General features: G+C 60.9%; 9 protein-coding genes. 8 read left to right on the top strand and 1 reads right to left on the bottom strand.

Annotated elements, in window-relative coordinates; genetic code table 11:
• Window positions 1-11: 11 nt before the first annotated feature.
• On the bottom strand, window positions 12-2657 hold the full coding sequence (gene aceE, locus ACEN8R_RS21880) for a pyruvate dehydrogenase (acetyl-transferring), homodimeric type (protein ID WP_018928562.1): 2646 nt from the start codon (window positions 2655-2657) through the stop codon (window positions 12-14).
• A 383-nt stretch (window positions 2658-3040) separates the two neighbouring features.
• Here aceE and glnE point away from each other — a divergent pair, with 383 nt between their 5' ends.
• The 8 genes from glnE (at window position 3041) to ACEN8R_RS21840 (ending at window position 13245) form a co-directional block, all read left to right on the top strand.
• Complete coding sequence (glnE, locus tag ACEN8R_RS21875; RefSeq protein ID WP_495624360.1) at window positions 3041-5980, top strand: bifunctional [glutamate--ammonia ligase]-adenylyl-L-tyrosine phosphorylase/[glutamate--ammonia-ligase] adenylyltransferase; 2940 nt, start codon at window positions 3041-3043, stop codon at window positions 5978-5980.
• 306 nt (window positions 5981-6286) lie between these two features.
• Window positions 6287-7321 (top strand): lipopolysaccharide heptosyltransferase II, encoded by a 1035-nt coding sequence (gene waaF, locus ACEN8R_RS21870; RefSeq protein ID WP_018928560.1) that lies wholly within the window; start codon window positions 6287-6289, stop codon window positions 7319-7321.
• A gap of 1 nt (window position 7322) precedes the next feature.
• Complete coding sequence (gene waaC, locus ACEN8R_RS21865; protein ID WP_018928559.1) at window positions 7323-8384, top strand: lipopolysaccharide heptosyltransferase I; 1062 nt, start codon at window positions 7323-7325, stop codon at window positions 8382-8384.
• Complete coding sequence (locus tag ACEN8R_RS21860) at window positions 8384-9505, top strand: glycosyltransferase family 4 protein (protein ID WP_018928558.1); 1122 nt, start codon at window positions 8384-8386, stop codon at window positions 9503-9505. The genes waaC and ACEN8R_RS21860 overlap by 1 nt, the downstream gene beginning before the upstream one ends.
• Complete coding sequence (rfaP, locus tag ACEN8R_RS21855; protein ID WP_018928557.1) at window positions 9505-10311, top strand: lipopolysaccharide core heptose(I) kinase RfaP; 807 nt, start codon at window positions 9505-9507, stop codon at window positions 10309-10311. The genes ACEN8R_RS21860 and rfaP overlap by 1 nt, the downstream gene beginning before the upstream one ends.
• On the top strand, window positions 10311-11045 hold the full coding sequence (locus tag ACEN8R_RS21850) for a lipopolysaccharide kinase InaA family protein (protein ID WP_018928556.1): 735 nt from the start codon (window positions 10311-10313) through the stop codon (window positions 11043-11045). Before rfaP ends, ACEN8R_RS21850 begins: the two co-directional genes overlap by 1 nt.
• On the top strand, window positions 11042-11794 hold the full coding sequence (locus tag ACEN8R_RS21845; RefSeq protein ID WP_018928555.1) for a lipopolysaccharide kinase InaA family protein: 753 nt from the start codon (window positions 11042-11044) through the stop codon (window positions 11792-11794). The genes ACEN8R_RS21850 and ACEN8R_RS21845 overlap by 4 nt, the downstream gene beginning before the upstream one ends.
• Window positions 11794-13245 (top strand): lipopolysaccharide kinase InaA family protein, encoded by a 1452-nt coding sequence (locus tag ACEN8R_RS21840; protein ID WP_018928554.1) that lies wholly within the window; start codon window positions 11794-11796, stop codon window positions 13243-13245. Before ACEN8R_RS21845 ends, ACEN8R_RS21840 begins: the two co-directional genes overlap by 1 nt.
• Window positions 13246-13413: the final 168 nt, after the last annotated feature.

Below are 13413 nucleotides of genomic sequence, written 5' to 3'. Positions count from 1 at the left end.
AGAGTGTCTCCTCAGCAGTCCAGTGGGTTGCGTTTTTCCGGGTTGATGCCGAACTTGGCGATGGCTTCAGCCACCACTTTAGGTTCGATGTCACCACGGTCAGCCAAGGCTTCCAGGGCTGCCAACACCACGAAATGACGGTCTACTTCGAAGAAGTGACGCAGCTTCTTGCGGCTGTCACTGCGGCCGAAACCATCGGTGCCCAGGACTTTGAATTCCTTGGACGGGACCCACTGACGAATTTGTTCAGCGAACAGCTTCATGTAGTCGGTAGAGGCAATGACCGGACCTTTACGGCCGTTCAGGCACTCTTCGACGTAGCTCAGCTTAGGCTTCTGGCCAGGGTGCAGACGGTTAGTGCGTTCAACGGCCAGGCCATCGCGACGCAGTTCGTTGAAGCTGGTAACGCTCCATACGTCGGCGCCGACGTTGAACTCTTCACGCAGGATCTTCGCCGCTTCACGGACTTCACGCAGGATGGTGCCGGAGCCCATCAGCTGAACGTGGTGCGCCGCTTCGCGGGTGTCTTCCTCGAGCAGGTACATGCCTTTCTTGATGCCTTCTTCGGCACCGGCCGGCATGGCTGGCTGCTGGTAGGACTCGTTCATTACGGTGATGTAGTAGAAGACGTCCTGTTGCTCTTCGGTCATCTTCTTCATGCCGTCCTGAATGATCACCGCCAGCTCGTAGCCGTAGGTTGGATCGTAGGTGCGGCAGTTCGGGATGGTGGCAGCCAGCAGGTGGCTGTGACCGTCTTCGTGTTGCAGGCCTTCACCGTTCAGGGTGGTACGGCCGGCGGTGCCGCCGATCAGGAAGCCACGGGTACGGCTGTCGCCAGCGGCCCAGGCCAGGTCGCCAATACGCTGGAAGCCGAACATCGAGTAGAAGATGTAGAACGGCAGCATCGGCTGGTTGTGGCTGGAGTACGAAGTACCGGCAGCGATGAAGGAGCTCATGGCGCCCGCTTCGTTGATGCCTTCTTCGAGGATCTGGCCCTTCTGGTCTTCCTTGTAGAACATCACCTGGTCTTTATCGACTGGCTCGTAGAGCTGGCCGACGGAGGAGTAGATGCCCAACTGACGGAACATGCCTTCCATACCGAAGGTACGGGCTTCGTCCGGGATGATCGGTACGATGCGCGGGCCGATTTCCTTGTCCTTGACCAGTTGCGCGAGGATCCGCACGAAGGCCATGGTGGTGGAAATTTCACGGTCGCCCGAGCCGTCCAGGATCGCCTTGAGGGTGTCCAGTGGAGGGGTAGGGATGTTGAAGCTCTTGGCGCGACGCTGAGGAACGAAACCGCCCAGTGCGGTACGGCGTTCGGCCAGGTAGCGGGCTTCGGCGCTGCCTTCTTCCGGTTTGAAGAACGGCAGGTTCTCCAACTCTTCGTCCCTGACCGGAATGTCGAAACGATCGCGGAACAACTTCAGGCTGTCGACATCGACTTTCTTGGTGTTGTGCGCAGTGTTTTTCGCTTCGCCGGCACCGGTGCCATAACCCTTGATGGTCTTGGCCAGGATGACGGTCGGCTGTTCCTTGTGGTTGACCGCTTCGTGGTATGCCGCGTAGACCTTGTACGGGTCGTGACCGCCACGGTTGAGCTTCCAGATCTCGTCGTCGGACAGATCGGCAACCATCGCCTTGAGTTCTGGCGAGTTGAAGAAGTGTTCACGCACGAACGCGCCGTCTTTGGCTTTGTAGTTCTGGTACTCGCCGTCGATGACTTCGTCCATGCGGCGTTGCAGGATGCCGTCGACGTCCTTGGCCAGCAGTGGGTCCCAGAAGCGGCCCCAGATGACTTTGGTCACGTTCCACTGAGCACCGCGGAACACGCCTTCGAGTTCCTGGATGATCTTGCCGTTGCCGCGAACCGGGCCGTCGAGGCGCTGCAGGTTGCAGTTGATGACGAAGATCAGGTTGTCCAGCTTTTCGCGGCCGGCCAGGGAGATCGCGCCCAGGGATTCCGGCTCGTCGCACTCGCCGTCGCCCAGGAAGCACCAGACTTTCTGTTTGCCTGGCTGGATGAAGCCACGGTGTTCCAGGTACTTCATGAAGCGTGCCTGGTAGATCGCCTGGATCGGGCCCAGACCCATGGATACGGTCGGGAACTGCCAGAAGTCAGGCATCAGCCATGGGTGTGGGTAGGACGACAGGCCCTGACCGTCGACTTCCTGGCGGAAGTTGTTCATCTGGTCTTCGGTGATGCGGCCTTCCATGAATGCACGGGCGTAAACGCCTGGCGAGGTGTGGCCCTGGAAGTAGATCAGGTCGCCGCCGTGTTCGTCGGTCGGGGCCTGGAAGAAATAGTTGAAGCCGATGTCGTACAGGGTTGCGCTGGAGGCGAAGCTGGAGATGTGACCGCCCAGGTCAGAATCTTTCAGGTTCGTGCGCATCACCATGGCCATCGCGTTCCAGCGTACCAGCGAGCGAATGCGGCGTTCCATGAACAGGTCGCCAGGCATGCGTGCTTCGTGGGTAACGGGAATGGTGTTGCGGTATGGCGTGGTGATGGCGTAAGGCAATTGCGAACCGCTACGGGTTGCGAGTTCGCCCATACGGGTCATCAGATAGTGAGCACGGTCTTCGCCTTCTTTGTCGAGAACCGATTCCAGGGCGTCCAGCCATTCCTGGGTTTCGACGGGATCGAGGTCTTGCATGGCTTGCTCCAGGGCGGAAAGGCTTCCAGAATCGGTTGCCTGAGTTTGCGACTGGCCTTGTGGGCAGACGATATAAATTCTTGGATTGCCGATAGGTTGTTCCGGCGGCGTGTAGTTTTACTACAAATCTTCGGGCATTTCAGCCTTTCGAATGTATATACGAGTAGTAAAACTACAGATGATTGGCTTGTGGCCTCCGGCTGCGTTGTGAGAATAATCGTTAAGGTTGGTCTTTTGCCAATCGAAAAAGGTGGAAGCTTGATGATCGCTGCCAAAAAAAAAGAAATTTCAGCTATTTCTAACCTTTGTTCGACAGTCAGTCGCGTAGCGTGTTTTCACGAATCACTACATGCAGCCCTTCACACGCCGATCAAGGATAGACCATGAGCCTCCCTTCGCTTGCCGAACTGCCCGATGGGCTCCTGCCGTTAATCACCCGCGCCGAGCAGTCGTTTCGTACGACGGTCGGGGTCCTTCCCGATGACCATGGCCTGTCTGCCTGGACGCCTGAGCGCTGGGTGCAATTTGCCCGCGTCGCCGCTGCCAGCGACTTTGTGATTGAACAGAGTCTGCGTGACCCTTTGATGTTGCTGGAACTGGTGCAGTCCGGCGAACTGGACCGCGCCTTGGCACCGGGCGAGTTGTGCGCACAGATCGCCATGGCGGTGAGCGCCGCCGAAACCGACGACCAGCTAGGCCGTGCCCTGCGCCGCCAGCGTAATCGTCACCAGGTGCGGATCATCTGGCGCGACCTGACTCGCCAGGCCGATCTGGTGCAGACCTGTCGCGACCTCTCGGACATGGCCGATGCCAGCATCGATCAGGCCTATCAGTGGTTGTACTCGCGGCATTGCCAGCAGTTCGGTGTGCCCACCGGGCGGCGCAGCGGCGAGCCGCAGCAGATGGTCATCCTCGGCATGGGCAAGCTCGGCGCGGTGGAGTTGAACCTGTCGTCGGACATCGACCTGATCTTTGCCTACCCCGAGGGCGGCGAAACCGTCGGCGTGAAACGTTCGCTGGATAACCAGGAGTTTTTCATTCGCCTCGGCCAGCGTCTGATCAAGGCGCTGGACCCGATGACTGTCGACGGTTTTGTGTTCCGCGTCGACATGCGCCTGCGGCCTTATGGTTCGTCCGGCGCTCTGGTGCTGAGCTTCAATGCGCTGGAGCAGTATTACCAGGATCAGGGCCGTGACTGGGAGCGCTACGCGATGATCAAGGCGCGGGTGGTGGCTGGCGATCAAGTGGCTGGCGCCCAGTTGCTCGAGATGCTGCGGCCGTTCGTTTACCGGCGTTACCTGGACTTCTCGGCCATCGAAGCGCTGCGCACCATGAAGCAGTTGATCCAGCAGGAAGTCCGGCGCAAGGGTATGGCCGACAACATCAAGCTTGGCTCCGGCGGCATCCGTGAAGTCGAGTTTATCGCCCAGGCCTTCCAGCTGATTCACGGTGGTCGCGACCTGAGCCTGCAGCAGCGTCCTCTATTAAAAGTACTGAGCACCCTGGAGGGGCAGGGCTATCTGCCGCCGGCGGTGGTCAGCGAACTGCGCCAAGGCTACGAATTCCTGCGTTACACCGAGCACGCGATTCAGGCAATTGCCGACCGCCAGACCCAGATGTTGCCGGACGGCCCGCAGGATCAGGCGCGCATTGCCTTCATGCTCGGGTTTGCCAACTGGACGGCATTCCACGAACAACTGATGTACTGGCGTGGCCGGGTGGCCTGGCACTTTGGTCAGGTGATTGCCGATCCCGATGAAGAGCAGGGCACCGAGAGCGAAGTGGTGGTCGGCGGGGAATGGCTGCCGCTGTGGGAAGAAGCCCAGGACGAAGAAGCCGCGTGCCGCCAGCTCGAAGAGGGCGGTTTCGCCGATGCCGCCAAGGCGCTGAAAGCATTGGCCAGTCTGCGCAGCAGTCCGCAATTGCGTGCCATGCAGCGCCTGGGGCGGGAACGCCTCGATGCTTTTATACCGCGCTTGCTCGCCCAGGCCGTGGAGCACGCCAATCCCGATCTGGTGCTGGAGCGCGTGCTGCCACTGGTTGAAGCGGTGGCGCGGCGTTCCGCCTATCTGGTGCTGCTGACCGAAAACCCCGGTGCGCTGCGCCGTCTGCTGACACTGTGCGCGGCGAGCCCGTGGATTGCCGAACAGATCACGCGCTTCCCGTTGCTGCTCGACGAATTGCTCAACGAAGGCCGGCTGTTCAAGCCGCCACTGGCGCCGGAACTGGCGGCCGAGTTGCGCGAGCGTCTGACGCGGATTCCCGAAGACGACCTCGAACAACAAATGGAAGCCCTGCGGCATTTCAAACTGGCGCACCGCTTGCGTGTCGCAGCTTCGGAAATTGCCGGTAGCCTGCCGTTGATGAAAGTCAGCGATTACCTGACCTGGCTTGCCGAAGCGATCCTCGAACAAGTGCTGGCCCTGGCCTGGCGCCAGACGGTGGCCAAGTACGGTACACCGCTGCGCACCGATGGCAGCGTGTGCGACCCTGGATTCATCATTGTCGGTTACGGGAAAGTCGGCGGCCTGGAATTGGGGCACAGTTCGGACCTGGACCTGGTGTTCATCCATGACGCGGATCCGCAAGCGGAAACCGACGGCCCGAAACCCATCGACGGTGCACAGTTCTTTACCCGGCTCGGGCAGCGGATCATTCACTTGCTGACGGCTCAGACCAACTCCGGTCAGCTATATGAAGTGGACATGCGCCTGCGGCCGTCCGGTGCTTCCGGTTTGCTGGTGAGTTCATTGGGCGCGTTTGCCCGGTATCAGGAGAACGAGGCCTGGACCTGGGAGCACCAGGCGCTGGTGCGGGCGCGGGTGCTGGTGGGTAGTCAGGATGTCGGCCAGGCGTTCGAGAAGGTCCGCGCGACGGTATTGGCCAAATCGCGGGACCTGTCGACCTTGCGCCAGGAGGTCAGCGAGATGCGCGCCAAGATGCGCGATAACCTCGGCAGCAAGAGCACTGCGGCAGGCACGGCGGCAAATGCCTTCGAGGCCACGGCGCCGTTCGATCTCAAGCAGGACGCTGGAGGTATCGTCGATATTGAATTTATGGTGCAATACGCGGCTCTGGCGTGGTCTGAAACACATCCGTCATTGCTGCGCTACACCGACAATATCCGCATTCTGGAAGGGCTGGAGGAGGAAGGGTTGATACCCGCCGAAGACGCCAGCCTGTTGCGTGAGGCTTATAAAGCCTACCGCTCCGCCGCTCACCGGGAGGCCTTGCAGAAGGACTCCGGGGTAATACCGGGCGATCAGTTCGTGGATGAGCGACGGCAGGTCATGCGGATCTGGCGTGAGCTGGGGTTAAGCTGAAGCTGACAAGAGTGTGGCAGGCTTTTGTGGCGAGGGAGCTTGCTCCCGCTGGAGTGCGAAGCACTCCCATATCAGATTGTGCGGTCCGCCAGATTAAAACGCAGTGGCAGTTTTGGTGCTGCTTCGCAGCCCAGCGGGAGCAAGCTCCCTCGCCACAGAGGGTTATGCTAACTAACATGGATGTGTATTAAATTTATTCGACGAGCCCCAGCCGGCTCGTCCAAATGACCTGGCGGCTCACCCCGCAGGTGCTGGATTCTCGAGGCGGGGAGGCGTATGCCCCCCCGGTTCGTTTTTGGAAACCACATGAAAATTCTGATCGTTGGGCCCAGTTGGGTCGGTGACATGGTGATGGCGCAGACACTTTTTCAGTGTCTCAAACAACGCCACCCGCAGTGCGAAATCGACGTGCTGGCCCCCGAGTGGAGCCGGCCGATCCTCGAGCGCATGCCCGAAGTACGCCAGGCCTTGAGCTTCCCGCTCGGCCACGGCGTGCTGGAACTGGCGACGCGTCGGCGCATCGGTAAATCCCTGGCCGGTCAGTACGACCAGGCCATCCTGCTGCCCAATTCGCTGAAATCGGCCCTGGTGCCGTTTTTTGCCGGCATCCCGAAACGCACCGGCTGGCGTGGCGAGTTCCGCTACGGCCTGCTCAATGATGTGCGCACGCTCGACAAAGAGCGTTATCCGTTGATGATCGAGCGCTTCATGGCCCTGGCCTTTGAGCCTGGCATCGAGCTGCCGAAACCTTATCCACGGCCGAGCTTGCAGATCGATCCGGTGACTCGCGACGGCGCGCTGGCCAAGTTCGGCCTGGCCCTTGACCGTCCGGTGTTGGCGCTGTGCCCTGGCGCCGAGTTCGGCGAGTCCAAGCGCTGGCCATCCGAGCACTATGCCAAGGTCGCCGAGGCGAAGATTCGTGAAGGCTGGCAAGTCTGGTTGTTCGGCTCGAAAAACGATCACGCGGTGGGCGAAGACATTCGTGGGCGGTTGATTCCGGGGCTGCGTGAAGAGTCGGTAAACCTCAGTGGCGGCACTTCCTTGGCCGAGGCCATCGATCTGCTGTCCTGCGCCGACGCGGTGGTCTCCAACGACTCCGGCCTGATGCACGTGGCTGCCGCGCTGAACCGCCCGTTGGTGGCGGTGTACGGCTCGACGTCGCCGGGTTTCACGCCACCGCTGGCCGAGCATGTCGAGATCGTGCGCCTGGGCATCGAATGCAGTCCGTGCTTCGATCGCACCTGCCGTTTCGGTCATTACAACTGCTTGCGCCAGCTCATGCCCAAAGCGGTGAACGAAGCCTTGCAGCGTTTGCTGGGCACTGTGGTCGAGGTCAAATAGTTTGCGGGTACTGTTGATCAAGACTTCTTCGCTGGGCGACGTGATTCACGCGTTGCCAGCGTTGACCGATGCGGCGAGAGCGATCCCCGGCATCAAGTTCGACTGGGTGGTGGAAGAAGGTTTCGCCGAGATTCCGACCTGGCACCCGGCCGTGGGCAAGGTGATTCCGGTGGCGATCCGTCGCTGGCGCAAGAACATCTGGCAGACCATCAAGAGTGGCGAGTGGAAGCGCTTCAAGCAAAGCGTTCGCGCGACGAAATACGACTTGGTGATCGATGCCCAGGGCCTGCTGAAAAGTGCGTTGCTGACGCGCTATGCCAAAGCGCCGGTGGCCGGGCTGGACAAGAATTCGGCCCGCGAACCGATCGCCGCGCGCTTCTATTCCCGACGTCTGGCCGTGGCCCGTGGGCAGCACGCGGTTGAGCGAGTGCGTCAGCTGTTCGCGTTGGCCCTGGGTTACGACTTGCCCAAAGGCCTGGGCGACTATGGTCTGAACGTCGAACGGCTGGTGGAGCTACCGCGCAAGAATCCGTACGTGGTGTTTCTCCACGGCACCACCTGGGACACCAAGCACTGGCCTGAAGCTTATTGGCGCGAGCTGGCCGAGCGGGTGGGTTATCTCGGCGTGGCGGTGAAGCTGCCATGGGGCAACCCGGTCGAAAAAGCCCGCGCCGAGCGCATCGCCAAAGACATGAAACACGTCGAAGTGCTACCCAGGCTGAACCTGGCGGGTGTCGGCAAAGTCCTGGCCGGCGCGCAGGCGTGCGTGGCGGTGGACACCGGCCTCGGTCACCTGGCTGCGGCGCTGGACGTGCCGACCCTGTCGCTGTTCGGCCCGACCAATCCGGGCCTGACCGGCGCCTATGGCAAATCGCAGATTCACATGGCCAGCGACTTCCCTTGCGCACCGTGCCTGCAAAAGAAATGCACCTATCAACCGACGGCCGACGATGCCCGTCGGTTTGACCTGAAACGCGAGTGGCCCCTGTGCTTCACGCGTCTGAATCCCGAGCGTGTCGCGAGCCGACTGAGCACGTTGTTACTGGCTGAGGAGCTGCGCTGATGCAATTGGCATTTGTCCTGTACAAGTACTTTCCCTTTGGCGGCTTGCAGCGTGACTTCATGCGCATCGCCCTTGAATGCCAGCAGCGCGGCCATCAAATTCGTGTCTACACGTTGATCTGGGAAGGCGACATCCCGCCGGGCTTCGAAGTGTTGGTGGCGCCGGTCAAGGCGTTCTTCAATCATCGGCGCAACGAGAAACTCACCGAATGGATGGAGGCCGATCTGGCCAAGCGCCCGGTGGATCGCCTGATCGGTTTCAATAAAATGCCGGGCCTGGACGTTTACTACGCCGCCGACGGCTGCTTCGAAGACAAGGCGCAAAACCTGCGCAACTCGCTGTACCGTCGCTGGGGCCGCTACCGGCACTTCGCCGAGTACGAGCGCGCGGTGTTCGCCAAAGATGCCAAGACCGAAGTGCTGATGATTTCCGAAGTCCAGCAGCCGCTGTTCATCAAGCATTACGACACACCGCTGGAGCGCTTCCATTTGCTGCCACCCGGCATTGCCCAAGACCGTCGTCGCCCCGCGAACGCGGATGAAATTCGCGCCGGGTTCCGCGCCGAATTCAACCTGAAGGACGATGAGCTGCTGCTGGTGCAGATCGGTTCCGGGTTCAAGACCAAAGGCGTGGACCGTAGCCTCAAGGCACTGGCCGCGCTGCCCGCCGAGCTGAAAAAACGCACCCGGCTGTTTGTAATTGGCCAGGACGACCCCAAAGTATTCCAATTGCAGAGCGCCACATTGGGGCTCGGCGACAACGTGCAATTCCTCAAGGGCCGCAGCGATATCCCGCGCTTCCTGCTCGGTGCCGATCTGCTGATCCACCCGGCGTACAACGAAAACACCGGGACGGTATTGCTTGAAGCCCTGGTAGCCGGTTTGCCGGTGTTGGTGAGCGCGGTGTGTGGGTATGCCCATTACATCGCCGAGGCCGACGCGGGTCTGGTGCTGGACGAACCCTTCGATCAGGCGCAACTGACTCAGTACCTGACCGGCATGTTGAACGACACTGATGCACGGGCGGCCTGGAGCCGCAACGGTCTGGCCTTCGCCGAGACGGCCGACCTCTACAGCATGCCGCAGCACGCGGCCGATGTGATTCTGGCGGAGCACGCTTAATGAAGTTGATGCTGGCTGAACCGTTCAAGAGCCTCTGGGCTGGACGCGACCCGTTCGCCGAAGTCGAGGACCTCAAGGGCGAGGTGTACCGCGAGCTCGAAGCGCGCCGGACGCTGCGAACTGAAGTGGACGGCCACGGGTACTTCGTGAAGATCCACCGGGGTATCGGCTGGGGTGAGATTTTCAAGAACCTGCTGACCGCCAAGCTGCCGGTGCTGGGCGCGGGCCAGGAGTGGAAGGCCATTGAGCGCCTGCAAGAAGTCGGCGTGCCGACCATGACTGCCGTCGCTTATGGCGAAAAGGGCAGCAACCCGGCGGATCAGCATTCGTTCATCGTCACTGAAGAATTGGCGCCCACCGTCAGCCTTGAAGATTTCAGCATCGACTGGGTCAAGCACCCGCCGGAGCCAAAGCTCAAGCGCGCGCTGATCGCCGAAGTCGCGCGCATGACCGGCATGATGCACCGCGCCGGGGTCAACCATCGCGACTGCTACATCTGCCACTTCCTGCTGCACACCGATAAGCCGGTGACCTGCGATGACCTCAAGTTGTCGGTGATCGACCTGCACCGCGCCCAGGCCCGCCCGACGATTACCCGGCGCTGGCGCAACAAGGACCTGGCGGCGCTGTATTTTTCGGCGCTGGAGATCGGCCTGACCCGTCGCGACAAACTGCGTTTCCTCAAGGGGTACTTCCAGCAGCCCCTGCGCCAGATACTGGTTGAAGAAGCCGGGTTACTGGCGTGGCTCGAAGGCAAGGCCAACAAGCTCTACGAGCGTAAACAGCGCTACGGGGATGCGCTCTGATGTCGGGTTGGACACTGGAGCCGGCTTACAGCGATCTGGCAGAAGATTTCGGCAGTCTTGATGCGGTGTTTGCCCTCGAGGGCGAGCAACTGACCCATGATCCGCTGTCCGAAGTTATTCGCGTCCAGCGCAAAGGCGTCAACTATTACGTCAAACGCTACGTCAGTGCCGGCAAAGGCCTGCGGCGCTACCTGGGCAAACCTCGGGTCAAGGCCGAATGGCAGAACCTCAAGCGTTTCGCCAAGTGGGGCATTCCCACCGCAGAGGTTGTGGCCTGGGGGTTGGAGCGGCACGGTGTGACGTACGCCCGTGGGGCAATGATCACCCGCGAACTGCCGCATACCGAAGACTTGTCGGTCCTGGCTAATCGGCATGATCCGAAACTGGCGGACCGCGCCTGGGTTGATACCGTCAGTCGCCAATTGGCCGGTTACACCCGGACCATGCACGACAACCGTTTCACTCATAATGATTTGAAGTGGCGCAACCTGTTGGTCGACGATGAGGCCCGGCTGTTCCTGATCGATTGCCCCAACGGCGATTTCTGGCGCGGCTTCTGGCTCAAATACCGCATCACCAAAGACCTGGCCTGCCTCGACAAGGTCGCCAAGTATCACCTGTCGGCGACCCAGCGCCTGCGCTTTTACCTGCAATACCGCCAATGCGCCCGGCTCGATGCCGCGGACAAGAAACGCATTCGGCACGTGGTGAGATTTTTTGAGGGGCGCGAATGACTGATTTTCTGGCTGCTGAAGACCGCGCGCTGTTCGAGCGTCATGGTCTCGGCACCTTCGACGCGCTTTGGGCCAAACAGCTCGACGCGGTGGACGAGCCCAATACCGGTCGGGGTGGCTGGAGCAGTGTGTTTCGGCTGGATCTGGACGGTCATGGCTACTACCTCAAGCGCCAGAGCAACTACCTGACGCGCTCCCGGCATTCGCCCTTTGGCGAGCCGAGTTTTGCCCGTGAGTTTCGCAACATCAGTCGTTATCGGGCGCTGGGTATTCCGGCGCTGCAGGCGGCGTTTTTTGGTGAGCGCAAGGTCGACGGCGAAGTTCGGGCGATTCTGCTGACTCACGCGCTGGACGGTTGGGATGATCTGGATTCGCTGTTGCAGCGCTGGTCGGAGCTGAGTGCGATACAGCACTCGGCCATTCTCAAGGCCTGTGGGCAACTGGCGCGACGCCTGCATGGCAGGCGCCAGGTCCACGGTTGCTTTTACCCCAAGCACATTTTTCTTCAGGCCACCGGCGACGGCTATCAGGCGCAATTGATCGACCTGGAAAAAACCCGGCCGCTGTTTTTCGGCCGGCGTGATCGGGTCAAGGACCTGGAGCCGTTGCTGCGTCGGGCGCCGGAATGGAGCGACAGCCAGCTGCGCGAATTGTTGGCGGTTTATCTGGATCAGCCGCTGAACAGTTCGCGGGTGGACCGTTGGGTATCGCGCCTGAGTGCGCGGCGCAGTAACAAGGAGACGCGTTGATGCGTTTGTCCGAGCTGAAAAACGCCGGCCGTAGCCCGAGCCTGCCGCTGAGTATTCCACTGGCCGATGCCGCGGGGCCTGCCGATTTGCAGTTGCTGAGTCTGCTGCGGGTGTTGCCGGGACAGCGTTATGTTGGGGCTGGCGTCTGGCGTGGCCGGCCGGTGCTGGCCAAGTTGTTGGTCGGTGGCAAAGCGGCGCGGCATTTTCAACGCGAACTGGACGGTGTGCGTTTGCTGGCCGCTCAGGGGCTGACCACGCCGTTGTTATTGGCCGATGGCCTCAAGGACGGCGAGGGCGGTTGGCTGTTGTTCGATTTCCTTGAGGGTGCCGAGAGCCTGGGGGATGCCTGGAAGCAGGTCGAACACTTGCCCGCATTGGCGGATGAACAATCCGCGGTGCTGGCTGAGGCGTTGGGCGCCATCGGCCAACTGCACAGCAAAGGCCTGTGGCAGGAAGACCTGCACCTGGACAACCTGCTGCGCCATGGCGGTCAGTTGTATTTGATCGATGGCGCCGGTATCTGCGTCGAGACGGCGGGCAAGCCGCTGTCGCAACAGAAAGTCCTGGAAAACCTCGGGGTGTTCTTCGCCCAGTTGCCCAAAGTGCTGGAACCCTTCACCGAAGAGTTGCTGGTGTATTACCTGCTGAGTAATGGCGAACACGCGTTGCCGATGGAGGCGTTGCAAAAACAGATCGACAAGGTCCGTCGCTGGCGTTTGAAGGACTTTCTGATCAAGGTCGGCCGCGAATGCACGCTGTTCAGCGTCCAGCGTGGTGCGTTCGGCTTGCGGGCGATTCGCCGTGAGGAAGAGGCGGCGATGCTGCCGGTGCTGGCACAGGCCGACGCCTTGCTCGATCAGGGGCATCTGTACAAGACCGGCGGCGCGGCGAGCGTCGGCAAGGTCGAGGTGGCCGGGCGCACATTGGTGGTCAAGCGTTACAACATCAAAGGCTTTACCCACTGGCTCAAGCGTTTCTGGCGCCCGAGCCGCGCCTGGCACTCATGGCGCGAAGGCAATCGCCTGGCGTTCCTCGGTATTGCCACGCCAAAACCATTGGCGTTGCTGGAGAAGCGTTTTCTCTGGCTACGCGGCCGGGCGTACCTGGTGACCGAGTATTTGCCGGGGCCCGACATCATCGAGCGCTTCTCGCCGTACGTAGAAAGTGGAGAGGCGCCAGAGGCTGAGTTGCAGGCGCTGGATCACCTGTTTGCCGAGTTGATTCGCGAACGGATCAGTCATGGCGATTTCAAGGGCCATAACCTGTTCTGGCAACAGGATCGCTGGGCGCTGATCGACCTGGATTCGATGTGCCAGCATGGCTCGCTCAGCAGCTTCGCTCCAGCGTATGCGCGGGATCGGGCGCGGTTCATGCGCAACTGGCCCGAGAGCAGTGCGCTGTATCGTGTGATTGATCAGCGTCTGCCCAAAAATATCTCTAGCGCTGCTTGAATCGGGTCTTCGACCCCATCGCGGGCTTGCCCGCGATGGCGCCAGATCAGTCTCCCGAGAACTGGCGGACAAGTTCTTGTGAATTGTCCTACATGATCTGCAGAGCCCATGAACTGTGCCCTGAATAGCCACGATGCTAGTTTGCCTGACGTTCTCGGAGGGCAGATT

The organism is Pseudomonas sp. Pseusp15, from assembly GCF_059492165.1.
Note: the sequence above shows the minus strand (reverse complement) of the source record. Positions and strands in the feature narration are given on the sequence as shown.